Source organism: Pseudaminobacter soli (ex Li et al. 2025), from assembly GCF_003012705.1.
Classification (GTDB): domain Bacteria; phylum Pseudomonadota; class Alphaproteobacteria; order Rhizobiales; family Rhizobiaceae; genus Pseudaminobacter; species Pseudaminobacter soli.
Genome location: NZ_PXYL01000027.1, coordinates 26,278 through 46,947 on the forward strand (window position 1 = coordinate 26,278; position 20,670 = coordinate 46,947).

General features: G+C 61.8%; 24 protein-coding genes. 20 read left to right on the forward strand and 4 right to left on the reverse strand.

The genetic code is table 11. The features are described 5' to 3' along the window. Positions 1-384: a cytochrome C oxidase subunit IV family protein gene (locus C7I85_RS27550; RefSeq protein WP_106727201.1), complete on the forward strand. Its 384-nt coding sequence runs from the start codon at positions 1-3 to the stop codon at positions 382-384. A gap of 33 nt (positions 385-417) precedes the next feature. On the opposite strand, the gene C7I85_RS27555 is transcribed toward C7I85_RS27550, so the two are convergent. Beyond that, positions 418-1,335 (reverse strand): LysR substrate-binding domain-containing protein, encoded by a 918-nt coding sequence (locus tag C7I85_RS27555; RefSeq protein ID WP_106727202.1) that lies wholly within the window; start codon positions 1,333-1,335, stop codon positions 418-420. 123 nt (positions 1,336-1,458) lie between these two features. Here C7I85_RS27555 and C7I85_RS27560 point away from each other — a divergent pair, with 123 nt between their 5' ends. The 10 genes from C7I85_RS27560 (at position 1,459) to C7I85_RS27605 (ending at position 10,716) form a co-directional block, all read left to right on the forward strand. Beyond that, entirely contained in the window at positions 1,459-2,499 is a 1,041-nt protein-coding gene (locus C7I85_RS27560; protein WP_106727203.1) for an aromatic ring-hydroxylating dioxygenase subunit alpha, read from the forward strand. Then, entirely contained in the window at positions 2,496-3,611 is a 1,116-nt protein-coding gene (locus C7I85_RS27565; RefSeq protein ID WP_106727204.1) for a 2Fe-2S iron-sulfur cluster-binding protein, read from the forward strand. The genes C7I85_RS27560 and C7I85_RS27565 overlap by 4 nt, the downstream gene beginning before the upstream one ends. Positions 3,612-3,794: 183 nt before the next feature. Further along, a complete protein-coding gene (locus tag C7I85_RS27570; protein WP_106727205.1) occupies positions 3,795-4,571 on the forward strand; it encodes an ABC transporter ATP-binding protein in 777 nt (258 codons plus the stop codon). Positions 4,572-4,644: 73 nt separating this feature from the next. Then, positions 4,645-5,442 (forward strand): transporter substrate-binding domain-containing protein, encoded by a 798-nt coding sequence (locus C7I85_RS27575; protein WP_106727206.1) that lies wholly within the window; start codon positions 4,645-4,647, stop codon positions 5,440-5,442. Between the two features lie 110 nt (positions 5,443-5,552). Continuing rightward, positions 5,553-6,260, forward strand: coding sequence for an ABC transporter permease (locus C7I85_RS27580; protein ID WP_106727207.1), 708 nt, complete (start codon positions 5,553-5,555; stop codon positions 6,258-6,260). A 4-nt stretch (positions 6,261-6,264) separates the two neighbouring features. Then, entirely contained in the window at positions 6,265-6,951 is a 687-nt protein-coding gene (locus tag C7I85_RS27585; RefSeq protein WP_106727208.1) for an ABC transporter permease, read from the forward strand. 280 nt (positions 6,952-7,231) lie between these two features. Next, positions 7,232-7,612: a GtrA family protein gene (locus C7I85_RS27590; RefSeq protein WP_106727209.1), complete on the forward strand. Its 381-nt coding sequence runs from the start codon at positions 7,232-7,234 to the stop codon at positions 7,610-7,612. Continuing rightward, the gene (locus C7I85_RS27595; RefSeq protein ID WP_106727210.1) at positions 7,609-8,589 is read left to right on the forward strand and encodes a glycosyltransferase family 2 protein; all 981 of its coding nucleotides are present in this window, start codon (positions 7,609-7,611) and stop codon (positions 8,587-8,589) included. The genes C7I85_RS27590 and C7I85_RS27595 overlap by 4 nt, the downstream gene beginning before the upstream one ends. Next, entirely contained in the window at positions 8,570-9,310 is a 741-nt protein-coding gene (locus C7I85_RS27600; RefSeq protein ID WP_106727225.1) for a ChbG/HpnK family deacetylase, read from the forward strand. Before C7I85_RS27595 ends, C7I85_RS27600 begins: the two co-directional genes overlap by 20 nt. Then, a complete protein-coding gene (locus C7I85_RS27605; protein WP_106727211.1) occupies positions 9,307-10,716 on the forward strand; it encodes an ArnT family glycosyltransferase in 1,410 nt (469 codons plus the stop codon). The genes C7I85_RS27600 and C7I85_RS27605 overlap by 4 nt, the downstream gene beginning before the upstream one ends. A gap of 9 nt (positions 10,717-10,725) precedes the next feature. On the opposite strand, the gene C7I85_RS27610 is transcribed toward C7I85_RS27605, so the two are convergent. Then, entirely contained in the window at positions 10,726-11,079 is a 354-nt protein-coding gene (locus C7I85_RS27610) for a hypothetical protein (RefSeq protein ID WP_106727212.1), read from the reverse strand. Positions 11,080-11,280: 201 nt separating this feature from the next. Further along, positions 11,281-11,889 (reverse strand): transglutaminase-like cysteine peptidase, encoded by a 609-nt coding sequence (locus C7I85_RS27615; protein WP_106727226.1) that lies wholly within the window; start codon positions 11,887-11,889, stop codon positions 11,281-11,283. Positions 11,890-12,169: 280 nt separating this feature from the next. Between C7I85_RS27615 and C7I85_RS27620 the strand changes: the two genes are divergently transcribed. The 5 genes from C7I85_RS27620 (at position 12,170) to C7I85_RS27640 (ending at position 16,140) form a co-directional block, all read left to right on the forward strand. Beyond that, positions 12,170-12,748: an undecaprenyl-diphosphatase gene (locus C7I85_RS27620; RefSeq protein ID WP_106727213.1), complete on the forward strand. Its 579-nt coding sequence runs from the start codon at positions 12,170-12,172 to the stop codon at positions 12,746-12,748. A 255-nt stretch (positions 12,749-13,003) separates the two neighbouring features. Further along, on the forward strand, positions 13,004-13,552 hold the full coding sequence (locus C7I85_RS27625) for an iron transporter (protein ID WP_106727214.1): 549 nt from the start codon (positions 13,004-13,006) through the stop codon (positions 13,550-13,552). 4 nt (positions 13,553-13,556) lie between these two features. Next, positions 13,557-13,901 carry a cupredoxin domain-containing protein gene (locus C7I85_RS27630; protein ID WP_181257421.1) on the forward strand — a complete coding sequence of 115 codons (345 nt, stop codon included), beginning with the start codon at positions 13,557-13,559 and terminating at the stop codon, positions 13,899-13,901. A 5-nt stretch (positions 13,902-13,906) separates the two neighbouring features. Then, positions 13,907-14,743, forward strand: coding sequence for an FTR1 family iron permease (locus C7I85_RS27635; RefSeq protein WP_106727216.1), 837 nt, complete (start codon positions 13,907-13,909; stop codon positions 14,741-14,743). After that, entirely contained in the window at positions 14,740-16,140 is a 1,401-nt protein-coding gene (locus C7I85_RS27640; RefSeq protein WP_106727227.1) for a 4Fe-4S binding protein, read from the forward strand. The genes C7I85_RS27635 and C7I85_RS27640 overlap by 4 nt, the downstream gene beginning before the upstream one ends. A 32-nt stretch (positions 16,141-16,172) precedes the next feature. Here C7I85_RS27640 and C7I85_RS27645 read toward each other — a convergent pair whose 3' ends face one another. Further along, positions 16,173-16,781 (reverse strand): manganese efflux pump, encoded by a 609-nt coding sequence (locus C7I85_RS27645; RefSeq protein ID WP_106727217.1) that lies wholly within the window; start codon positions 16,779-16,781, stop codon positions 16,173-16,175. A gap of 334 nt (positions 16,782-17,115) precedes the next feature. Between C7I85_RS27645 and C7I85_RS27650 the strand changes: the two genes are divergently transcribed. The 4 genes from C7I85_RS27650 to C7I85_RS30735 form a co-directional block, all read left to right on the forward strand. Then, positions 17,116-17,853 (forward strand): SIS domain-containing protein, encoded by a 738-nt coding sequence (locus C7I85_RS27650; RefSeq protein WP_106727218.1) that lies wholly within the window; start codon positions 17,116-17,118, stop codon positions 17,851-17,853. A 145-nt stretch (positions 17,854-17,998) separates the two neighbouring features. Continuing rightward, positions 17,999-19,036: an AI-2E family transporter gene (locus tag C7I85_RS27655; RefSeq protein WP_106727219.1), complete on the forward strand. Its 1,038-nt coding sequence runs from the start codon at positions 17,999-18,001 to the stop codon at positions 19,034-19,036. Positions 19,037-19,161: 125 nt separating this feature from the next. Then, positions 19,162-20,370 carry an HPP family protein gene (locus tag C7I85_RS27660; RefSeq protein WP_181257420.1) on the forward strand — a complete coding sequence of 403 codons (1,209 nt, stop codon included), beginning with the start codon at positions 19,162-19,164 and terminating at the stop codon, positions 20,368-20,370. Positions 20,371-20,548: 178 nt separating this feature from the next. Continuing rightward, positions 20,549-20,670: formate--tetrahydrofolate ligase (locus C7I85_RS30735; protein WP_146148987.1), on the forward strand; the 122-nt coding region annotated here is incomplete at its 3' end.

The following is a 20,670-nucleotide window of genomic DNA, read 5'->3' on the forward strand; positions in this document are numbered from 1 at the left end:
ATGGCACAGGCAGAGGCGCAGGATCGGGGGCTTGAGGTACAGGTCGCTCACGCGCCGGCGGCAACGCACGCCGAGGGCCAGCAGCATCCGATCAAGCTCTATCTCGTCGTCTGGGGCTGGTTGTTCATATTGAGCACCTGCTCCTATGCGGTCGACTATTTCAACCTGCAGGGCTATCTGCGCTGGACGCTGATAGTCGTCCTGATGCTGCTGAAGGCCGGACTGATCGTCGCGATCTTCATGCACATGGCGTGGGAGCGGCTTGCGCTCGCCTATGCAATCTTGGTGCCGCCGCTCTTGATGCTGGTCTTCCTGACCATCATGGCGCTGGAGTCCGACTACACCTGGCTGACCCGGATTCTGTCATTCAGCATGGTGCAATAGGTGTGGCCAAAGGCTGCTGGTCGGCTTGGCCGGTCAAATCCGGGGGAGCGATTCCTGCCGGCTGGCTATCGAAACGATCCAGCTGCGAAGCTCTGCCCCCAGCGGCTTTTCCAATGCCGAGCGATCCCAGGCGAGGAAATAGGGAAAGGGTAGCCGCATCGGCAGGTTGAAGGGCACCACCAGGCGACCCGAGGCGATATCTTCAGCAGCCATCGACAATTGCGCCAGCACGAAGCCGCGGCCATTGATTGCCGCATCGATAGCCGCGCTCGATAATGAGAAGGCCACCTCGCCTGCCGCCCGGCGGTACTTCTCGCCGATGCTTGCCGCCCATTCCGCCCATGTCGGCGGTGAGCGGTGGTCTTTCGCCCATTCGATGCCCAGCAGCGGGCGCTCCAGGATATCGGCCGGCTTGCGCAGCGGCTGACGCTCCAGCAGTGCGGGCGAACAGGCGGGAACCACCCAGTCCGTGAACAGCTCCGTATAGTAGACGTAGTCGCGGATCTTGGTGCCATAGGAGATGCGGAAATCGACCTGCTCCTCGCCGAGGCGCGGTTCGACTTCAGCGCCGATCAACCGCACGGTTACGCCGGTATGGCGTGCCTGCCAATCGAAAAGCTGCGGCGCCAGCCATTTGCTGGCGAGCGAAGGCAGGCATGAAATCGTGAGCGCTCCTTCCGAGCGCGCGCGCTCCAGCGCTTCCTGCGCGCCACGGATATGATCAAAGCCGACCGAAATGTCGGCGTGGTACATGCGCCCCCAGGAGGTCAGCTTCACGGTCCGACCGCGCCGCTCCAGCAATTGCAGGCCAAGCGCCTCTTCTGCCTTGCGAATCTGCTGGCTGACGGCGCCTGGAGAGACGCCGAGTTCCTCCGCCGCACCCGTCACGCTGCCGATCCGACCGAAAGCCTCGAAGGCCTGTATTGCGCGCAAGGGAGGCGATTTCGTCATGACAATCCAAACTGCTTTACTTTAGTTTTTCTAAAATAGAACGCAGGTGCAAGCCCTTTTTGCGCGACTGCCGCAGCATTAGCCTTCCCCCACTTAGACGAGGTCTCGAGGGAGGAAGCGGCCATGTTTCTGAGGAATTGCTGGTACGTTGCCGCGTGTGATCACGAGGTCGGCCAAAACGAGCTGAAACCGGTGAAGGTATTGGGCGAGGAAATCGTTCTCTACCGCAAGTCGGACGGCATCGTGGCCGCGCTCGAAGATGCCTGCCCGCACCGCAAGCTTCCGCTGTCGATGGGCCGCATCAAGGGCGACAATGTCGAGTGCGGCTATCACGGGCTGACTTTCGACTGCACGGGCACCTGCACCCGCGTGCCCGGCGCCGAGAAGATCCCGCATGTGGCACAGGTGCGCAGCTATTCGATTGCCCAGCGCTACGGCTTGCTCTGGATCTGGATGGGCGACGCCGAGAAGGCCGATCCGGCGAAAATCTTCGAGGTCGAGCATTGGGGCGACCCCGCCTGGGGTGTCAATCGCGGCGAGTCGATGACGCTCGACTGCAACTACCTTTACATGACCGACAACCTGCTCGACCCGTCGCACGTGGCCTGGGTGCACCAGAGTTCTTTCGGCAATGCCGCGGCCGAGGAAGCCCCTCTCGAAACCACGGTCGGCGAAGACGGCGTCACCGTCTGGCGCTGGATGATCGACGTGGAGCCCGCTCCGTTCTACGCGCCCTACCTCAAATTCTCCGGCAATTGCGACCGTAAACAGCACTACGAGGTGCGCTATCCCAGCCATGCCATCATCAAGGCGATCTTCGTGCCCGCCAACACCGGCGGGGAAGGTAAGCCCTACCATGAAGATGTCTTCCTCATGGATAGCTACAACTTCATGACCCCGGTCGATGAGGGCCACACCAAATACTACTGGTTTCAGATGCGCAATTTCGCGCCTGACGACGAGGAGGTCTCGCGCCAGTTCGCGAAGTCGGTGCGCGGCGCCTTCGATGAGGATCGCGTCGTGCTCAATGCGGTGCAGAAGGGCATGGCCAACATGCGCACGCCCAATCTCGACCTGAAGATCGACGTCGGCCCGCTCCGGTACCGTCGCAACCTGGCCAAGCTGATCGCAGCCGAAGAACAGCAACTGGCGGCGGCCGAATGAACGCCTTCGCCACACCGGCCAGCACAAGCAGAAGCCGGTTTCGTGAGCTGAAGGTTGTGGCGAAGGTGCGCGAAAGCAGCATCATCACATCCTTTCATCTCGAACCGGTCGAACCGGAAGGCTGGCGCCCTTTCGAAGCCGGGCAGTTCCTCGTGTTCCGGATTCCGGTGCGGGACGGCAAGGATTTCGTGCTGCGGAACTACAGCGTCTCCAGCTCGCCGGAACGGACCAATGGCTATCGCATCACGGTCAAACGCGAGGCGGCGCCTGCCGAAGGGCTGCCGGATGGGCTGGGTTCCTGCCACCTCCATGACCGGATCAAGGTCGGCGACGTGCTTACAGCCGAAGGGCCACGCGGCGACTTCGTGCTCGACCGGCAAAGTAGCCGTCCCGTCGTTCTGCTCAGCGGCGGCGTCGGGCTGACGCCGCTCGTCTCAATGCTGCAGGCGCTCGCTGCCACCGACCGCCGGGTATTCTTCATCCACGCCTGCGACAATGGCGAGGTGCATGCGCTGCGCGACGAGGTCGAGGCGCTGGCAGCCTCGCGGCCAGGGATGACCGCGCATTTCTGCTACCGTTTTCCGACGGAAGCGGACCGAGCCGCCGGCGGCTATGAAAGCGAAGGCGTGGTCACGCGCGAATTGCTGCAAAGCCTGCTGTCGCTCGACGACTACGACTTTTATCTCTGCGGGCCTTCGCCCTTCATGCAGGCCGTGCACGGCATCTTGCGCGAGCTCGGCGTGGCTCGCCAGCGCATTGCCTACGAGTTCTTCGGCCCGGCGACGCTGCTGGAGCTTGCGGTTGCGCCGGCACCATCGCAAGCATTGCCGACAACGCCGATCGTAGCATCTACCGATGCCGTAACCGTGGAATTCCGCAGGTCCGGCCGCAAGGCCGTGTGGGATCCGGTGGCCGAGTCGCTTCTCGCCTTCGCCGAAGAACAGGGTCTGGCGCCCGAATTCAGTTGCCGGGCCGGCGTCTGCGGCACCTGCAAGTCGCATCTGCTCGCCGGCGAAGTCGTCTATTTCGAAGAGCCGCTCGACGATCTCGCCGCCGGCGAGGTGCTGTTGTGCTGCTCCAAGCCGCAAGGGCCGATCGTCTTGGACATGTGACGGACCCGGCCCGCAATACGAACTCCAGGCAGAAACCCAGAGAACGGAAGCATAGGCGTGGACAAATCGGTCGATGAATCTTCGAAGCATAGGCGCGACTACGCCCTACCCCCGCAGGTGTCGCCCCTTGCTTCACTGCCAGTGCAGCCGACTGTGCCGGCCACACCGATCGTGCAGCCCCACATGACGCCGAGGTCGACCCCGGCCATCGAGGTGATCGATCTGCACAAGCGTTTCGGCCAGCTCGAAGTGCTGAGCGGAGTCGGCCTCTCAGCGAGTGCCGGCGAGGTTGTGTCCATGATCGGCTCGTCCGGTTCCGGCAAAAGCACCTTCCTGCGCTGCATAAACCTGCTCGAACAGCCGAACGACGGCCGCATCATCGTCGACGGCGAAGAGATCAGGATGAAACGCACCTCGGGCGGAGGCGCACTGCCCGCAGACATGCGCCAGGTCGAGCGCATCCGCGCCCGCGTCGGCATGGTTTTCCAGAGCTTCAATCTCTGGCCGCACATGACTGTGCTCGAAAACATCATCGAAGCGCCGGTGCATGTGCTCAAGGAGCCCCGCGACGAAGCGGTAGACCGCGCCCATGCGCTGCTGAAGAAGGTCGGGCTTTCCGAGAAGCATGGCCAATATCCGGGCCAGTTGTCGGGCGGCCAGCAGCAGCGCGCGGCAATCGCCCGCACGCTCGCCATGCGGCCGAAGGTGATCCTGCTCGACGAGCCGACCTCGGCCCTCGATCCCGAACTTGTCGGCGAGGTGCTGCGCGTCATCCGGCAGCTCGCGGATGAAGGCAATACGATGATCCTCGTGACGCATGAAATGCAGTTCGCGCGCGAGGTGTCCCACAAGATCCTCTTCCTCCACCGCGGCAAGGTGGAGGAGGAGGGAGCGCCGGCTGAGATGTTCACCAATCCACGTTCCGAACGTCTGCGTCAGTTCCTGGCAAGGACACTCTAGGGCGCGCCACCAAGGAGCAGCGGGCCACCGGCACGATGCAAACCCAATAAGTTCAACAAAGGGGAACACATAAATGAAACTAATGGTCTTTTCGCTGCTCGCCTTCCTCGCCGCAGGTGTAAGTAGCTCGGTCGCCTCGGAAGGCGAACTCTCGATTGGCACCGAGGGCGCCTATCCGCCCTGGAGCATGGCCGACGCCGCAGGCAACGTCACCGGCTTCGATGCCGATGTCGGCGCCCTGCTCTGTGCGAAACTCGACAAGAAATGCCACTTCGTCGTGCAGGCGTTCGACGGCCTGATCCCCGCGCTGAAGGCCAAGCGCTTCGACGTCATCATCTCCGGCATGTCGATCACCGCCGACCGCAAGAAGGAGATCAACTTCTCCGTCGGCTACGCCGAACTGGCCAACATGTTCGTGGCACCGAAAGATTCCGACCTCGTCGGCATCAAGGACATCGACACGCTGCTCAAGACGCTCGACGGCAAGAAGGTCGGCGTCCAGTCCGGCACCACCCATGCGCACTTCCTGGAAAAGCGCGTGCCTGGCGCCGATCTGAGAACCTACGACACCCTCGACCAAATGCAGATCGACCTGGCCACCGGCCGCATCGACACGGCCTTTGCCGATCTGTCGGCGTTGCAGGACTTCCTCGCCAAGCCGGATGGCCAGAACTTCCAGCTCGTGGATGTGAAGATCCAGAGCACCTTCGATCCCTCGCTCGGCGAAGGCATCGGCGTGGGCATCGCGCAGGACAACACCGCACTCAAGGCCGATATCGACAAGGCGCTCTGCGAACTCGTCGCTGACGGCTCGATCGGCAAGGCGAGCGAGAAGTGGTTCAAGATGGACATTTCTTTGCCTTGCCACTGACCCCCGACTTGGTTGGTCGCCTGCGCAGCCTTGTGCCGGCGACCGCCTGACCGGCTCGGGCGGCGGCATGCCGGCCAGCCATACGAGTATCGAAAGCTTGGGCAGTTCCGATGGAATTCGGTCTCTTGCAGGTATGGGAAGGCGGCTGGATAGGCGCCATCATGCGGGGAGCGGCGATCACCGTTGCGGTGGCCGTCGCCAGCATGATGGGCGGCTTCGTCGTCGGCGTCATCTGCGGTCTCATCAAATGGGGTCGTGTCCGCCCGCTGACCTATTTGGTCGACGGCTACACCGCCGTGGTGCGCGGCGTGCCGGAGTTGCTCATCATCTACCTCTTGTTTTTCAGCTCGGTCGAGTTCGTCACCAGGGTAGCCACGGCCTTTGGCTACGCCGGGCTCGCCGATAGCGGCTATGCATTCATCATCGCCGTCATCGCCATCGGCGCGATTTCCGGCGCCTATTCCACCGAGGTGGTGCGCGGTGCACTCGCTGCAATTCCGCGTGGGCACATCGAGGCGGCACGCGCGCTCGGAATTCCGGGCCTGCGCATCTTCCGCCGGATTATCCTGCCACAGATGCTGCGCATCGCCATTCCCGGCATCAACAACGTCTGGCAGGTCACCATCAAGGACACGGCGCTGGTGTCGGTCGTCGGGTTGCAGGAACTGATGCGGACGGCGTTTGTCGGCTCCAACACGACCCGCCATCCGTTCATATTCTATCTCATTGCAGCCGTGGTCTATCTCGCGATCACGCTGGTCAGCCAGGCCGGCATCGACCAGGCTGAACGCCTGCTCAGGCTTCGTTCAAGGAAGTAGCCCGATGGATGTCGAACTCTTCTGGCAGGCGGTTCCGGTCCTGCTCAAAGGCTTGAAGATCACCGCGATCCTCACTTTCCTTTCGGTATTGATCGGCTTCAATCTCGGTCTGGGGCTTGCGTTGATGCGACTGTCGTCGAACCGGTTCGTTTCCGGCTTTGCCAAAGGCTACAGCACCGTCTTTCGCGGCACGCCGCTCCTGGTGCAGATATTCCTGCTCTATTACGGGCTGGGACAGCTCTCCTTCATCAAGGACAACGCTGCCCTGTGGTGGGTGATCAGCGATGGCGCCCGCTGCGCAGTTCTGGCGCTGGCCTTGAATACTGCCGCCTATACCTCGGAAATCCTGCGCGGCGGCCTGATGTCCGTGCCGGCGGGCCTTGTCGAGGCGGCGCAGGCCTGCGGCATGTCGCGTGCCTTGCGCTTTCGCCGCATCGAGTTCCCGCTCGCCATCCGCCAGGCGCTGCCCGCTTACGGCAACGAGCTCATCTTGACGGTGAAGGGCACCAGCCTTGCTTCGACGATCACCGTGCTGGAAGTGACCGGCTACGCCAAGCGACTGATGAGCCAGACCTATGCTGTGTTCGAGATCTTCGCCATTGCCGGCGTGCTCTATCTGGCCACCAACCTGGTGTTGATCACCCTTATCCGCGGTCTCGAACGCCACCTGACGCGCTACCAAGCTCGCTAGGGCGGTGGCCCCTCGCCTTCTTGGATTATGGCGCGCGTAGTGCGGAACCGGCGGCGTGCCAATCGGCCGCGCCCAATTAGCGCCTGAAATTCACCGGATTAGTCCGCGTCCTTGACCTGCCCGATGCGATCTGAGGCATCGCGCTTCGCACTGGGCATGACCTCTGACGCCATTTCGTGGTGAAAAAGCCCGATGAATTCGGAAACGGGAGCCTCAGCCCCTCCAAGGAACTGACAGCAACTGTTATTGCAAGTCTTGAGAAACCAGATTCAGTCAGGCCATGTTGAAACGCTTTTCCATCTTTGCCGGCGGCTCCACCATTGGCGCGGCGATCGATTACGTGGTGACGCTGGCCGCGACCAGTTGGCTGAAACTCGACCCGGCCCTCGCACTGGGGCTGGCGATGATCATCAGCGCATCGGTCGTGTTCTTCTTCCATGACCGCATCACTTTCCAGACCGCGAAGAGCAAGCTTGCTCGCCGATACCTCATGTTCATGGCCTGGAGCGGCCTGATCTACGTCCTGCGTGCTTTTCTGCTGAAGGCGTTCCTGTATATAGGCCTGCCCCTGGCTCTGGCGCTTCTTGTCGCAATCGGGTTGGCCTCGATCATTAATTTCGCCATTTCGTCGGCGGTGATTTTCGCAAAGAACCCATCATGACCGCAAAGACCCTCAGCATCATCATTCCGGTTTACAACGAGGCCGAGGGCTTGCCGCATCTTCTCGATCGACTGAACTCGATCGCAGACCGGATTTCCGCGGAGTTTGCCCTCGATGTCGGTTACATCTTCATCGATGACGGCAGCAGCGACGACAGCTTTGCTCTGCTGAATGCCCATGATTTCGGCACGCGGTCCGTCCGGCTTCTGCAGTTTTCGCGCAACTTCGGCAAAGAGGCCGCGCTGTCCGCGGGCATTGACGCCGCAGATAGCACCGATGCGGCGGTCCTGATGGACGCGGACCTCCAGCATCCGCCCGAATTGATCCTCGATTTCGTTCGCGTCTGGCTGACCACCGGGGTGGACAGCGTCTATGCCTACAAGGCAAGCCGCCGCTCATCCGAGGGTCTGATGAAGGCTGCTTTTGCGCGGCTGTTCTTCTGGACCATCAATCGCGACCTCCGATACGAAATCCCGCCCGGTGCGGGCGATTTTCGCCTGATCAACCGTCGCTTCATGACCGCTCTGCGCAGCCTGCCCGAGAGCGACCGGTTCATGAAGGGTCTCTATGGCTGGGTCGGCTTTCGCCAAAGCGGCCTCCCCCTCGATCCACCTCCGCGCACAAGCGGCAGGAGCAGCTTCAATCCGCTGCGCCTGTTGACGATGACGCTGGACGCGTTCACGAGCTTCACCACGACGCCGCTGCGGCTGATGGCTCTGGCGGGCATCGCCATTGCCGTGCTCAGCATCGGATACGGCATCTATGTCGTGATCCAGCATTTCTTCTTCCCCGGGGTCCCCACCGGCATCGCCTCGGTTCTGGCGCTGATCTCGTTCTTCGGCGGCATGCAGATGATATTTCTCGGCCTTCTGGGCGAGTATGTCGGCAAGGCCGTGTTGGAGGCCAAAAAGCGTCCCCCCTACATCCTGGCCGAAGACATCAGCCGCAAGGGGGAGCCTGGTGCGGATCGCGGATGATTTCGGACTGGGGCGTCGGCACGACAAGGTCATCCTCTCATTGCTGGAGGCCGGGCGGCTTGACGGCACATCCGTCATGGTCAACGAGGCGATCGACCCAAGCGACATAAAGCGATTGCGCGACCTGCGCAGGGCAGGCTCACTGGTCGGCCTGCATCTGAACTTGACGCAGGCATTCCCGAAGCACGGACCGGTCTGGCCTCTGGCCACGTTGATGAACATTCGGCTGCCGGACGGTGTTGCTGCTTCGCTCGATCGGCAGATGGAAGAGTTCGTCGCGCTCTTCGGCAGCCTGCCCGACTATTACGACGGCCACCAGCACTGCCATTGCTTTCCGGCAATAGCGCCGCTGGTGACGCGTTTGTCATACGGACCCAAGACATGGGTGCGCGTACCGCTGCCTGCCACCTGGGCGGGACGATGGGGCAATGTTCGAGCAGGCGGCGCCAAAGTATTGGCAATCATGGCGTTTGCGGCGCGGGCGAAAACAGTTTTCACCCAAGCGGGCCTGCTGACGAATGCCGACTTTTCGGGCTTTCTCCGCCTCGACGACCCAAAGAAGGTTCGACTGTGGCTTCCGCGCCTGCTATCGGCGGCGGGACCGGATTGCCTGATGATGCTGCATCCGGGCGACGCCACAGATTTGATGCAATGCTCCGGCCATGCACCGGAGAGCCGCGCAGCCGAAACCGAAATCCTGATGGAAAGCGCTACAGCATGACCAGAAACCGCGCCATTCTCTGGGGCTTGATCTTGCTGCTGGTCGTACGGCTGCTGGCCATGATCTGGGTGCCGCTGACCGACCCGACCGAGGCGCGCTATGCCGAAATCGCCCGCAAGATGGTCGAGACCGGCAACTGGATCACACCTCAGTTCGATTATGGCGTGCCGTTCTGGGCCAAGCCGCCGCTCCACACATGGCTGTCGGCTGCCGGTATCCTGATCCTCGGTCCGACGGCGTTTGCCGCGCGGCTGGGAATTTTGCTCTCGGCCATCGCAACGCTGGCGATCCTCTGGCTTTGGGCATGCACCGTGACCGACCGTCGGATCGCGGCAGCCGCGGTCTTGATTGCCGCCAGTTCGGCGCTATTCTTCGGCTCCGCGGCCTTCGTTCAGACCGATATGGTGCTGGCGCTCGGGGTCACCGCCTGCATGGCCGGCTTTTACGGCGGCCTGCAAGGAGACCGCCGCTGGGGGTGGCTGTTCTTTGCGGGGCTTGCCATTGGACTGTTGGCCAAGGGACCCGTAGCGACCGTCCTGTCGCTCATGCCGATCACCGTATGGATGATATGGCGCGGCGGATGGAAGGACCTTCTGCGCTTGCCGTGGATTGGCGGCGTCGCCTTGGTCGTGGTGCTGGTCATTCCCTGGTACGCGGCAGCAGAGATCGCAACGCCGGGTTTCCTGCACTATTTCATCATCGGAGAACACATCCAGCGCTTCCTGCAACCCGGCTGGTCAGGCGACCTCTACGGCGCGGGACGTGCGCATCCGAGGGGCACGATCTGGCTATACTGGCTTGCCGCCACCCTGCCCTGGAGCCCGCTGCTGCCTGTGCTGTTCTGGCGGCTGCGCAAGGGCATACCCGACGGTGGTTCCGACGGCGGGCTCTACCTCTATTTGTTCCTGTTTGCGCTGTCGCCGCTGGCGCTGTTCACTTTGGCAGCGAATGTTCTTTGGGCATATGTGCTGCCCGGCTTGCCGGCCGCAGCGCTTCTGGCTGTGATGCTATGGGTTCGGAGCGGCCCGTCGCGTGAGTTCTGGTTGAAGATAGGCGTGGCCGAAGTCGTGGTGGTCTCAGCCGCCATCGTCGTAGTCGCGATGCTCGGCTTCGACCGTTCGCTCGTGCCTTCCGAAGGCCGCCTGATCAAGGCCTTCCCGGATTCGGGGCGTCTGGCCATTCTGGATTCGCGCAGTTTCTCGGCGGAGTTCTATACGCAGGGCAAGATCGCGCGGCTGAAGACGCTCGAAGCGCTGGCTCCCTGGCTTGCGCCAGGCGATGGCGTCCTAGTGCCCAAAGGACAACGCGACGCCTTTCTCGCTCAGTTCGGCGAAGCAGCCAAGCCGTTAGCCGAGGACAAAAAGTATATGCTTTTCGTCCCCATACCGGCAGATCCGAAGCCCTAGCAGAGGCGGTCAGGCGCGCCCTGAGACGACCTCGACCGGGCCATGATCGTCGCAATGGTCGCCATGCGGATGTTGCAGGCGCCCCTCGACGATGTAGTCGACATGATCACCGTGCGGAACTGCCTCATGCCCGCAGCCAGGCCCATGAACGTGACCGGCAGCGCCGGTGCATCTGTGCTCCGGTGAGCAACGGTCGGGATTCTGGTCGCTGACCTCTATCACATGCTCATCGTTGCTCTTTCCGTGCGGGTGCTCGAGATGCCCGTCGCGCAGATAGTCGAGATGACCATGGTGGCGGATCGCGGTGTGGCCGCAGCCCGGCCCGTGCCGATGCGGTTCAGCGTGAGAGGTTTGACTTGGCATTGTTTTTCCCTTTTGCGCTTGCCTGCTCGACACGATTTGCAGGGTCATTGAGGGGGATGGCGGCAAGTCCGCCGCGCGTCGCTGCAAGCCTACTCCGGACAAAAGCGACCAAGGGACAATCTATTGCCCCTCATCCTACCGACAAGGGCGCGCCTGGGAAGAAACTGCGCCATCTCCGGCATCGCGTCGCACGCCTGCCGCTTATTTGACGCTGCCGACATATTCGTCCGGGCGTTCCTTGATCGACACCCAGCGCCCGGTGTGAAGTTCCGACTGGCGCTTGAGGAACTCATAGTCCGTATCGGTCCACTGCAGGATTCGCGGCTCGAGATTGTCGAGGATGAAATCGCCAAGATCGGTCGTGACGGTCAGGATGGCATGGCCCTCCCCGTTCGGCAGCCGCACGACGGTGATCAGGAGATCGTTCACCGGTATGCCGCGCTCGAGCAGAAGCCGGCGCTTTTCCAGCACCATGTCATCGCAGTCGCCCTCACCCTTGACCGGATAGCCCCAATATTCCTCCTGGCCCCACACTTCCATGTCGGTCTTGGGAATGATGGTCGTGTTGACGTGGTTGTTCACGTCCACGAGCGTTTTCCACACACTTCTGGTCAGCTCCAGCGGACGTGGATGGGCGGTGCGAACGGCGCACTCGGCAGGAAGACGACGACAAAACTCATAGTGGCCGATCGGTTGCGACGTGTATCCGCCGATCGGCATGAACAATTGCTTGGCGTTTGCCTGACCAGCAAAGCATGCTGCAAGAATTATGACTAACGAAATGAAAAGATTGATCTTATTGTTCTGCATGATGCCGTCCCTGAGTGGCGGCACCATTGCATGCGGCGATTTCGGTCAGGCAAAATCGCGAAGCGACATTTGACCTAAAAACTGCTCAAATTTTTAACGAACTGAATTGCCGGCAAATCGATCGATGCGGCCATAATTCCGCTATGGCCGGCTTTTACGGGCCAACCGCTGCGTTCCGACGACGGGAAATGCGGACGCCAAATTGATTGGTCGATTAATGAATTGTTGAGCATCCGGCGATGATCATCGCGGGAGCCTCGGGAAAGCGCGCTGCCAAAATATGCTACAACTCGACAACGATCTCTTCCTGCTCCTGAACGCGGGGCCGACCCCCAGCGCAACCGTGACGTGGCTGGCGCTTTTCGCCACCAAATTCCTGATGCTGCTGATCCCGATCTACCTCACGGGCCTCTGGGTAAGCGGCGGGCGCCGTAACCGGCTGACTGCCGTAGCTCTGTGCGTCGCGCTCGGGATCGCCATCGTCATGAGCTACATGATCGGTCTGGTCGCTTTCAGGCCTCGGCCATTCATGGTTGGGCTCGGCAATGCCTTGGTCGAGCACCGGCCGAACTCTTCCTTCCCCAGCAATCACGGACTTGCATTCGCCGTCTGCGCGGCCGTTCTGTTCATGCTGCGGCGCAAGGGGGCTGCCTGGGCGGCTGCCGCAGTGGGCATAATCGTCGGCTGGTCGCGAATCTATATCGGCGTCCACTACCCGCTCGACATGGTCGGCTCGATCGTGGTCGGAACAATCGCGGCCATGGCTTCGCTCTGGATCATGGATCGATACGGCACCCCGCTTCTGATGCTGGCCGAACGCGCGCAAAACCTCGTTCTGGCACGATTTGCCAAAGCGTGAGCCAGCCGAGTCGGGTCGGCTGGGCTATCCCAAGCCCAGCCGGGTGGCAACTGTGCCTGCGGAAGGACCATTACGCCACGCTGCTCATGCCTCTCTCAACGACAGCATCTCTAGTTTAGAATTGATCTAAACTACTGTTTTTACTTGACTCATCGCCGGCAAACGAGGAAAAGCTGGATAAACATGACCGTTTGAGGCAGGTATTGAAATGCCTCGAACGCGAAAAGTTGATCCACTCCAACTGAGAGCATGCCAATGAGAATCTCGATCAACAGGGCCGCGCTCGTCCTCCCTGCCCTCCTGCTTGGTTCCGGTATTGCTCTGGCCAAGGAAACTCCGGTGGGCAAGCCTCAGACGGTCTCCGGCATGGAAGTCGCTGCTGTCTATCTCCAGCCGATCGAGATGGAGCCGGAAGGCATGATGCGGGACGCCAAGGATTCGGACGTCCATATGGAAGCCGACATCAAGGCTACCAAGGACAACACCAACGGCTTCGCCGAGGGCGACTGGATACCTTACCTCGTGGTCTCCTACGAGCTGACCCATCTCGACAACGGCCAGACGCAGAAGGGCGACTTCATGGCCATGGTCGCCAACGACGGACCGCACTACGGCGACAACGTCAAGCTCGACGGCCCCGGCAAGTACAAGCTCAAGCTGACGATTTCGCCGCCTTCGGCCAATCCGCATGCGCATTTCGGCCGCCATGTCGACAAGGAGACGGGCGTTGGCGAATGGTTCCAGCCGTTCTCCGTCGATTATGATTTTGTCTATGCCGGAACCGGCAAGAAGGGTGCTTATTGATCCGATGACCTTGCGCGGACAGTTGACTGCGATCTTGTCAGGATTTGTCCTGGGATCCGTATCCCTGTCCGCTGCTCTGGCGGACGAACCGACCTTTCGCATCGAGTTCAAGGACGGAGCGATCAACCCGCTCCGTCTTGAGGTGCCGGCCAAGACGCGCTTTCGGCTCGAATTGGTCAATCTTGGCGACACCCCGGCCGAATTCGAGAGCCTTGAGCTCCGGAAGGAAAAAGTCCTCGCACCGCAGTCCGACAGCGTAATGGTGATCCGCACGCTGGATCCTGGTGAGTACTCGTTTTTCGACGATTTCCATCCAGGCACTGCGCCTGCAGTTCTCGTCGCGAGATAACGGCGATGTCCACGCAAGACTTCAACATCCTGTTCGTGATCTGGCGAGAGTGCATTGAAGCGCTGCTCGTCATCGGCATTTTGAATGCCTGGTTGGCGCATCGTCCGCCGGCCGAACGCCGGGTTGGGCGCATGTGGCTTTGGTCGGGCGTTGGCGTTGGCTTGATCGGCGCCGTGGCGCTCGCCGCAACGCTTCTGTTCATCGGCGATACGTTGAGCGACGAGGCGCAGGAATACTTCCAGACGGCGATCGTGCTTATCGCCGCAGGCTTGATCGTCCAGATGGTGTTCTGGATGCGCCGGCATGGCCGCACCTTGAAATCCGAGCTGCACGCCTCGCTCGATCACGCCGCCAACAGGTCAAACTGGGTCAGCGTGTTCGTGCTTGCGGCAATCGCCGTCCTGCGTGAGGGCAGTGAAGCGGCTGTTTTCCTCTACGGAACCATGGCCAGCGTCTCCGGCTCGAATTTTGCGGCCGCAATCGCCGCGGGCCTGGGCCTTGTCGCGGCATTCGCCACCTATTGGCTGCTTCAGGTGGGCAGCCGGGTTCTGTCATGGCGGACATTCTTCCGCGTCACAGAGGTGATGCTGCTGTTCCTGGCCGCTTCGCTGCTGATGTCCGGGGTTGGCCACCTCATCTCCCTTGACGTACTGCCTACGCTGTCGCCGCGCCTGTGGGATACGTCGTGGCTGCTGCCGGACAACGGCATGCTTGGCGGCCTCGTCTCGGGATTAACCGGCTATCGTGCCCAGCCGGTTCTGATGGAACTGCTTGTATACGCTGCGTATTGGACTTTCGTGTTATGGATTCTGTATCGGCCCCGGGCGCTTCGACCGGCATGACCGTCCGTAGGGGCGCCGGAAGAGCGCGGGTACTGACGATGCGCGCGGGCGAGTGGCTCCGCGATCATCAGCGCGCCATCCGCCGGCTGCAGTGGGGCATCATCGGGGCCTATGTGGCCCTGCTCGTGATTCCCGCGCTGGCGCCGATGCCTACCCGGCTGTCGCATATTTGGTCCGACGTCGTCCTGTTCGCCCAGTTTGTGTTCTGGGGGATCTGGTGGCCTTTCGTGCTGGTCAGCATGGTGCTGGTCGGCCGGTCCTGGTGCGGCCTGTTCTGCCCGGAAGGAGCGCTTGCCGAAGCGGCCAGCCGCCACGGGCTGGGGCGCGCGATACCTCACTGGATCAAGTGGAAGGGTTGGCCTTTCGTCGCCTTCGCCTGCACCACGATCTATGGGCAGATGGTCAGCGTCTATCAATATCCGATGCCGGTGATCATCGTTCTTGGCGGCTCCACCTTCGCCGCCATCGTTGTGGGTTTCCTGTACGGACGCGACAAGCGTGTCTGGTGCCGTTATCTCTGCCCGGTCAACGGCGTCTTCGGCCTGCTTTCAAAGCTTGCGCCCCTGCACTACCGCGTGGACAAGGAAGCGTGGAACGATTGGCGCCGCGAGCCCGGCGCGCCGGCTCCCCACATCAATTGCGCCCCGCTGGTGCCCATTCGCACGATGCGCGGCGGCTCGGCCTGCCACATGTGCGGGCGCTGCGCGGATTTCAAGCAGGCAGTCGCGCTTGAACCCAGATCGCCGTCGCATGAGATCGTCAATGTGGCCGGCGACGAGCCCAAGCCATGGGAAAGCGTTCTCATCATCTTCGGCCTGATGGGCATTGCGGCAGGCGCCTTCCAGTGGGCGTCCAGCCCGCTTTACGTGACGGTCAAGCAGATGATCGCCGAATGGCTGGTCGAGCATGGCGGCACGATGCTGCTCGAGCCCCGGCTTCCCTGGTGGATCCTGACCAACTATCCCGACCAGAACGACATGATGACGCCCCTGGATGGCGGCCTCATGATCGTCTACGTGCTCGTCACCGCCTTCGTGACGACGATTGCGGTGGGCGGAGCGCTCGCCTTGGCGGTACGCGCTCTTGGCTCGTTTCAGGCGCGCCGCTTCCATCACCTGGCGCAGTGCCTGATCCCGATGGCCGGTTGCGGCGTCTTTCTCGGCCTCTCGATGACGACCGTTACCCTGCTGCGCTCCGAGGGCCTGTCGCTCGACTTCGTCGACTTGCTGCGCATGGGTCTGCTGGCCGGTGCTGCCTTGTGGTGCGTCTGGCTGATGTGGTCGGTGATCGGCCGCTACACGGCATCGACGTGGCGCCGGATTGCGGCAACCGTCGCCGGGTCCGCCGCAGTCCTGTTCGGCACCGTCAACTGGATCGTGCTGTTCTGGGTCTGGTAAGCCCGGAACGGCTTACGGCCGCTAGGCCGGGCCTACCAGATCTGGCCGATGGCGAGACCGACGAGGATCATGCCGCTGATGAGCGTGCCGAAGCGGCCGAGATCGAACCGGCCAATGCTGATATGCGTCGCTCGCAGACCGAGCGCCACGCCAAGAGAGATCGTGACCAGGCTGCCGATCGAGGCAGAAAGAGCGATTGCAAAGGACGGCATGTGAAGCAGCCCGGCACCGACGGCGTTGGCGAGGGCATTGGCAGACAGCGCCACGCCGAGAACCAGCGCTTCGACAAAACCAATTCGCCCGTTCTCGACTGCAAGCACTCGGGAGAACCAACCCGCAATGCCACGCGACTTGGCTGACCCTGCCGCCGATTTTTCGCGCGGCAGAACCAGCAGCAGGATCCGAACGCCGATCAGGAACAGCAACACCGCGCCGACGATATCGGGCAGATCGCCGGGAAGGACCGCGCCGATCCACTCGCCAAACAGGATGCCCGCCTCGCTGAGCACGAAGCAGATCACTGCGATGATGAGATTGGCGCCCAACCCTATCCGGATACCACGCACGCCGTAGGACAGGCCGACGGCGAGGTTGTCGATGCTTGAGGCGATTGCCAGTCCGGTGATGAAGAGCCAGTCCATTTTATCTCAAGGCGTTTGCGGGCTCGGCCGAAGCGGCAAGCACTCAAAAAAACTCCGATCATCTACATTGACAGTGAAGTACGGAGAAGGTGTTTTTTGGGCGCCCCAATCCCGTCTGGTGAAATTAACGGCCTCACCTACAGGGGTAATGTAGACGCCTGAAAGCTCTTATAGGAATACCATAAGAACTGCGTGCGCCTTCGAGCAGGCAGCAAGATCCTGCCATACAAACGGAAATCCGCTTTACAGTCCCGGTCCAAGTCGTACACATCGTGATAATTCCGGATCGTCGCCTCATGATCCGGCGACCCGCTTGTCTCAGTCGGAAGATCACATGTCCAAAACCCCGACCGCCGCTGCCTATCTGACCGAGCTCGCCGCCCGCATGGGAAGGCTCATCGAAGAGAATTCCGATTCGATCGCCGCCGCCGCAGACGCGGTAGAACGTACAGCCAAGGCCGACGGCCTGGTCTACATATTCGGCACAGGCCATAGCCACAACATGGCGGAGGAAGCACACTACCGTGCCGGCGGGCTGGCTCTGACAGTCCCGATCCTGTCCACCCCGCTGATGGTGCATGAAGGCGCTGTGGCCAGCACCGCGTTTGAGCGCATGCCCGGCGTGATCGTTCCGGTGTTCGAGCACTATCCGATGGGCCCGAACGACGTGCTGATCATCGTCTCCAACAGCGGCGTCAACACCGCCACCGTCGAGGGCGCGCAGCTCGGCAAGGCGCGCGGCGCCACCGTTATCGCCATCACCTCGGTGGAATATTCGAAGCAGGCCGCTCGCGGTCGGACGCGACTTGCGGAAGTCGCCGACATCGTGCTCGACAACGGTGCGCCTCCCGGCGACGCGATCATGAACGTGCCCGGCAGCGAGCTTCGCGTCGGGCCGATCTCGACCTCCATCGGCGCGGCACTGATGAACGCCGTCTTTGCCGAGGTGGCGGTGCGGCTGCAATCGTCCGGCACCGACGCCCCTATCTATCTCAGCGCCAATATGCCGGGCGCCAAGGAGGTCAACGACGCGCTGATCGCCCGCTATCGCCCGCGCAACCGGCATCTTTGATCGCTGCCGCATCGAAGGGCAGCTCGGACTCGACTAGCGCACTTCAGCGCCAACATAGCCATTCATGGCTGAAGCTGCCGTTGAGCTAAGCCGCTCCAGCTGATACCCATTTGCCAGGCGATGCGCTCAGGCGTGGAGAGAAAGCGTGGCAGCCGGTGGCCGCTCGATAAGCCCATTGTCGACGAGCATTCTCGTCATCGGGCTTCTCTATTTTGCCCAGTCGATATTCGTGCCCCTCTCCTTCTCTCTTTTCATCATAGCGCTGGTCTGGCCGCTCCAAGCGGCCCTGAAGCGGCGCATGCCGCAACTTTTGGCGCTTCTGATCACGCTGACCGTAACCATCGTGGTGATCGTCGCCGTCGGCTCCTCGGTCATCTGGGGCTTCGGCAAGCTCGGTCATTGGCTCATCGTCAACGCCTCACGCTTCCAGGCCATCTATGCGGACTGGACGAGCTGGCTCGACGAGCGTGGCGTCGCGGTCGCCGGCCCACTGGCCAACCATTTCGACGTGTCCTGGCTCATCCGGTTCACGCAAGGGGTGGCCGGGCAACTGAACGGCTTTGCGGGCTTTGCCATCCTGGTGTTCATCTTCGTCATGCTCGGCCTGCTCGAAGTAGACGACTTCAACGCAAGGCTCCGCTCGCCTGCCGCACAGCCCTATGGCGAGAAAATTTTGCTGGCCAATCGCGAGATCGGCACCAAGCTTCGACGCTTCATGGTGGTGCGCAGCCTGGCGAGCGTCCTGACCGGCCTGGTTGTCTGGGGCTTCGCCCTCGTCGCCGGGCTCGAACTGGCCGCTGCCTGGGGAACCATTGCCTTTGCGCTCAACTACATCCCCTTCGTGGGCCCCTTCATAGCCACGATCTTTCCGACGCTCTTTGCCATCGCCCAGTTCGGTTCGTGGCAGATGGCCCTAGCCATTTTCATCAGCCTCAATCTTATCCAGTTCATCATCGGCAGTTATCTCGAACCGCTGCTGACCGGAGCGTCGCTGGCGATCTCGCCCTTTGCCGTCATTTTCGCGGTGTTCTTCTGGAGCTTCATGTGGGGCATTTCGGGCGCGTTCATCGGCGTCCCGATATTGATCGTCTTCATGGTCTACTGCGCTCAAATCCCATCGAGCCACTGGATCTCCGTGCTTCTGTCGGCCGATACCTCCCAATTCAAGAAAGCCGAAAGCTGACCCGCAATGGTGGCCGTTCCCCTGAGGTCACAGCTTGCTGAAAATCGACTGAAAACGGAAAAACGTGCCTTGCGACAGATGCATCGGCGGGGATAACTCACGCGCCGCATATCGAGCTGTCGCAGATGCCTGACTTCCTGAGTTCATTGAAAAGGCTGCTTCCAGCCCTGCCACAGATCGGCAATGCCGAGCGGCTGCGCATTGTCTGCGGGGCGCTCATCGGCATCTTCGTCACCGGGCTGCTCACCAAGATAGCTGCTGGCTCCACCACAGCCTCGCCGCTGCTGATCGCGCCCATGGGCGCATCGGCCGTGTTGCTCTTTGCGGTTCCGTCGAGCCCGCTGGCCCAGCCCTGGTCCATCATCGGAGGCAACATGGTAGCCGCCTTCATCGGCATCACCTGCGCCTTGTGGATCGACGATCTGCTCATCGCCGCCGCCCTCGCCGTCTCGCTGTCGATCGGCGCGATGCTGTTGCTGCGCTGCCTGCATCCACCGAGCGGCGCGGTGGCATTGACGGCGGTTCTCGGCGGGCCGGCAGTTCACGCGGCCGGTTATGGTTTTGCGCTCTGGCCAGTTGGCATCAACTCGCTGCTCATGCTGACGGCCGCGCTTGTCTTCAACAACCTTACCGGCCGGCGCTACCCGCATCTGGCTCCGCTGCCGGCCGCCAACCCGCATGGCACCGCCGACCCGGTGCCGACACAGCGCATCGGCTTCACGGCCGCCGATCTCGAAGCCGTATTAAGGCGTCATGGTGAAGTCATCGACGTGGCCGCCGACGATCTCGACGCGCTGCTGCACGAAGCCGAGATGCAGGCCTATCACCGCCGCTTCGGCGAGATCCGCTGCGCCGACATCATGTCGCGTGATGTTGCGACCGTCGCACCGCAGGCCCCGCTGCGCGACGCATGGGCGCTGCTTTGCGAGCATCGCATCAAGGCGCTTCCTGTCGTTGCCGAGGACCATAGCGTCGTCGGCATCGTTACCCAGACCGACTTCATGGAAAGCGCCTCTTGGGGACCGCATGGCGAGTTGCATTTTGGGTGGGGACGCCGTCTGCGTCATGCCATCCGGCCGCGGAAGGGTCTCAAGCAGACGGTGCGCGAAATCATGAGCACACCGGTTCGCTCGGCTGATCCGGACACTCCGATCGCCCGGCTGGTTCCGATGATGGCTGACGCCGGCCTGCACCACCTTCCCGTTGTCGACGCCGCCGGCAAGCTGGTCGGCATCGTCACCCAGTCGGACCTGATCGCCGCGCTCTATCACGGCAGCCTCTCGGAAAAGGATCTGACGGACGAACCTCCGCTGTTGCGCGCCGCAGCAAGCTGAGCTTTATTCCGAAAATTCTTGATATGAAATTTTCTTTCATTCCAGTTGACGCCTGTGTCGCATGATGGCTTACTGGCCGCGGCTGGACACTTCGCAAGGTCATGCAGTTCTTGAGGCAGTCAGTCGATTGCCCTCTGCCGCGTTGTGCCGATAACTGGTTCACTTCGAGGGGAGACCAATGCCGGAATTCAAGAGCGACATCGAAATCGCGCGCGGCGCGAAGAAGCAGCCGATCCAGGCGATCGGCGACAAGATCGGCATCGCCTCGGAGCATCTTTTGCCCTACGGCCACGACAAGGC

What these genes read in the sequence shown, in the direction of transcription:
- C7I85_RS27570 (WP_106727205.1), top strand. Translation starts at nt 3,795, where the DNA reads ATGACGCCGAGGTCGACCCCGGCCATCGAGGTGATCGATCTGCACAAG.
- C7I85_RS27635 (WP_106727216.1), top strand. Translation starts at nt 13,907, where the DNA reads ATGTCCACGCAAGACTTCAACATCCTGTTCGTGATCTGGCGAGAGTGC.
- C7I85_RS27605 (WP_106727211.1), top strand. Translation starts at nt 9,307, where the DNA reads ATGACCAGAAACCGCGCCATTCTCTGGGGCTTGATCTTGCTGCTGGTC.
- C7I85_RS27575 (WP_106727206.1), top strand. Translation starts at nt 4,645, where the DNA reads ATGAAACTAATGGTCTTTTCGCTGCTCGCCTTCCTCGCCGCAGGTGTA.
- C7I85_RS27650 (WP_106727218.1), top strand. Translation starts at nt 17,116, where the DNA reads ATGTCCAAAACCCCGACCGCCGCTGCCTATCTGACCGAGCTCGCCGCC.
- C7I85_RS27660 (WP_181257420.1), top strand. Translation starts at nt 19,162, where the DNA reads ATGCCTGACTTCCTGAGTTCATTGAAAAGGCTGCTTCCAGCCCTGCCA.
- C7I85_RS27595 (WP_106727210.1), top strand. Translation starts at nt 7,609, where the DNA reads ATGACCGCAAAGACCCTCAGCATCATCATTCCGGTTTACAACGAGGCC.
- C7I85_RS27580 (WP_106727207.1), top strand. Translation starts at nt 5,553, where the DNA reads ATGGAATTCGGTCTCTTGCAGGTATGGGAAGGCGGCTGGATAGGCGCC.
- C7I85_RS27625 (WP_106727214.1), top strand. Translation starts at nt 13,004, where the DNA reads ATGAGAATCTCGATCAACAGGGCCGCGCTCGTCCTCCCTGCCCTCCTG.
- C7I85_RS27630 (WP_181257421.1), top strand. Translation starts at nt 13,557, where the DNA reads ATGACCTTGCGCGGACAGTTGACTGCGATCTTGTCAGGATTTGTCCTG.
- C7I85_RS27565 (WP_106727204.1), top strand. Translation starts at nt 2,496, where the DNA reads ATGAACGCCTTCGCCACACCGGCCAGCACAAGCAGAAGCCGGTTTCGT.
- C7I85_RS27610 (WP_106727212.1), bottom strand. Translation starts at nt 11,079, where the DNA reads ATGCCAAGTCAAACCTCTCACGCTGAACCGCATCGGCACGGGCCGGGC.
- C7I85_RS27590 (WP_106727209.1), top strand. Translation starts at nt 7,232, where the DNA reads ATGTTGAAACGCTTTTCCATCTTTGCCGGCGGCTCCACCATTGGCGCG.
- C7I85_RS27550 (WP_106727201.1), top strand. Translation starts at nt 1, where the DNA reads ATGGCACAGGCAGAGGCGCAGGATCGGGGGCTTGAGGTACAGGTCGCT.
- C7I85_RS27555 (WP_106727202.1), bottom strand. Translation starts at nt 1,335, where the DNA reads ATGACGAAATCGCCTCCCTTGCGCGCAATACAGGCCTTCGAGGCTTTC.
- C7I85_RS27585 (WP_106727208.1), top strand. Translation starts at nt 6,265, where the DNA reads ATGGATGTCGAACTCTTCTGGCAGGCGGTTCCGGTCCTGCTCAAAGGC.
- C7I85_RS27645 (WP_106727217.1), bottom strand. Translation starts at nt 16,781, where the DNA reads ATGGACTGGCTCTTCATCACCGGACTGGCAATCGCCTCAAGCATCGAC.
- C7I85_RS27620 (WP_106727213.1), top strand. Translation starts at nt 12,170, where the DNA reads ATGCTACAACTCGACAACGATCTCTTCCTGCTCCTGAACGCGGGGCCG.
- C7I85_RS27560 (WP_106727203.1), top strand. Translation starts at nt 1,459, where the DNA reads ATGTTTCTGAGGAATTGCTGGTACGTTGCCGCGTGTGATCACGAGGTC.
- C7I85_RS27640 (WP_106727227.1), top strand. Translation starts at nt 14,740, where the DNA reads ATGACCGTCCGTAGGGGCGCCGGAAGAGCGCGGGTACTGACGATGCGC.
- C7I85_RS27615 (WP_106727226.1), bottom strand. Translation starts at nt 11,889, where the DNA reads ATGCAGAACAATAAGATCAATCTTTTCATTTCGTTAGTCATAATTCTT.